This window comes from Psittacicella hinzii (genome assembly GCF_003585935.1).
Lineage (GTDB): Bacteria > Pseudomonadota > Gammaproteobacteria > Enterobacterales > Psittacicellaceae > Psittacicella > Psittacicella hinzii.
Genome location: NZ_NRJG01000071.1, coordinates 1 through 2,427 on the forward strand (window position 1 = coordinate 1; position 2,427 = coordinate 2,427).

1 protein-coding gene is annotated in these 2,427 nt (G+C 33.3%); it reads left to right on the forward strand.

Going from position 1 to position 2,427, the window contains the following annotated elements:
- Positions 1–394 precede the first annotated feature (394 nt).
- Positions 395–1,843 (forward strand): glycosyl hydrolase family 28 protein, encoded by a 1,449-nt coding sequence (locus tag CKF58_RS04440; protein WP_119531381.1) that lies wholly within the window; start codon positions 395–397, stop codon positions 1,841–1,843.
- The last annotated feature ends 584 nt before the right edge of the window (positions 1,844–2,427 follow it).

The window sequence follows — 2,427 nt, forward strand, 5'->3', positions numbered from 1 at the left end:
AATCTAATCTAATCTAATCTTGTGCGATTATTTTTTTTCCAATTACCTTTTGGGTATTACATCAAGTTTTTAAACATTTTTAACCATAGCTACAACAGCTTTTTGTAATAATCTGATCTTGACTCTTGATTCATTGCTCTCTATTTTTGAACTCACTTCTTTACTCATCTATTTTACCTATAATATATTCCATGGTTTTACTTAGAGATAATTGAGGTTAAACAACCTTTATATAATTGATGTGTATCATCAAAAATTAAAGTTTAATCCTGCTCAAATGTTTTGTAATTTTTGCTGATAATTTCTCTTTGCTTATGAGTGACTTTTGTATAATGAAATTAACTGTATAACTAGTAAAAACTTAACTTAATAAAGCTTTAGACTGGTATTAATCATGTCACAAAAATTACGTAATCACTTTTCAAAATTAGCTGTAGGCTTAGGTCTAGCTACCTTAGCTCTACAAGTAAATTATGCACAAGCAAATCCAACTCAAAATTGCCAATTAATCACTAAAGAGCAAGCCGAGTACCCAAACTTTAATCAAATTTTTCAACAACTAATTAATAGTTGTGTAGGTAATGGTGCAGTAGTCTTAGATGGAGCTGTATTTAAAATTGAACATATTAATCTTCCTGCAAATACAACTCTAACGATTAAAGGTAATGCTACTTTAATGGGAGTAGGTCAAGGACAAATTGGTGCTAATGTAGGTAATGGTTGGAACTCTTCTGCACAAAATGCTTCAGAACGTGCTGTTATCACTGTAGCCGGAGATAATGTTGTAATTAACGGTAATGGCTATATTAGAGGTAATACTGCAACTTGTCTACCTGCAGCAGTAAATGCAAATGCTCAAACGAGATCTGCTAATGCCACAATTTCGGGTAACACTGCAATAAATGCTCCCTTAACTAAAGAACAACAAAAAGCAGCCGAAAAAGCAGCCAAAGAACAAGCTAAAGCTGCAGAAAAAGCCGCTAAAGAGCAAGCTAAAGCAGCTGAACAAGCAGAGAAAGCGCAATACAAAGTTTCTTTACCGGAAACCTTAACTCCACAAAATTCTCCATCGTTAATTAGAGCTGTAGGTGTTAAAAACTTTACTTTAACTGGTGTAGCTTTAGGGGATTTTGCTGGTAACGCTTTATACCTTGCGCAGGCACAAAATGTAAAACTATCTCAAATTGCAGTACGTCAATTGGGTGTACCACAAGCTCAAGGTCTTGTGTTTAATGGCGTGCAAAATCTGCAATTAGATACTGCTTATGTTGCTGCAACAGGAGCTAACCTGGTGCTTATGGCACAAAGCCAACCTACTACAGAGGTTAAACTGAATAAAGTTTATACTTATGGCGGTAATGGTTTAGTTATTGGTTATGATTTAACTCAAGGTATTAGTAAAGTACAAGTTAATGAACTGGTAGCACAAGGTAGTGCAGTTGGTATAGCTATTGCCACAAATGCGCAATTAGGTGGTAAGATCTCGGATCTATCTTTTGCTAAAGTGTATGTAGATAATGTAGCTACACCTTTATATATTGCTGCGAATCATAAACCTGCATATCGTAATGCTGGCGCAAATATCCCAAGCTTTAGTAATATCAATGTAAGTGACTTTTACTCATTAGGTGGTGGACAAGTCGAATTATCAGGCTATGATACACAGCATAAAGTAAGCGTGAACTTTAAAAATGTACGCATTAGTAAAGTTGCAGAGTGGAAAGTTTATAATGCCGACATTAAAAACTTAGGTAACTCTACAACAGGTAGTTTCTCAAGTGCAAGTATTGATGAAGTTAAAGCAGTAATCTATCCACAGCTAAAACCATTCCCTTTAAAATAGAAGCGAAGACATAAGAGATTCTTTCATCGCGACTATATCAATAGTAAAAGTAATCGCAAAAATAAGAAAACTATTATTTAAAACTAACAAGCCCCTATTTAGAGCCATTCTAGTAGGGGCTTTTAGCGTAGGTTTTTAGTTGTAATAGATGAATAAGTGTGGCTGTGGATAAGTAAAGGAAAAATGAGTATTTTTTGTCAAAAAATGCATATTTGAATTGTCATTTGAAAAAGATTTGACAAAAATTATTTTTCATATATATATATGCCCTAATTTTAAGGAAATTTCGTAAAAAGTTGCTGGTTGAGATAGTAAATTTTGAGGATTTTTGTATGATAAAAAACTCATTTTTATAAAATCTTGTCACAACTTAATACTAGTAACTGCAAAGTGAATAACGCATATTCCTATCTTCCATCGGATATAAAAGTTATTTGCAGTAAATAAAATCTATCGTATTTGAACTCCAAAGTTAAACTTTGGAGGGTAAAGCTATATTTACGTTTTAAGAGCGTAATATATGTTTTCTCAGTTAATCCTGAATACAGCATCCCTTAAGTGCTTAAAAAAGTTTAGTTGTTAGC

Coding starts and splice junctions, on each gene's coding strand:
- CKF58_RS04440 (WP_119531381.1), top strand. CDS start 395: ATGTCACAAAAATTACGTAATCACTTTTCAAAATTAGCTGTAGGCTTA.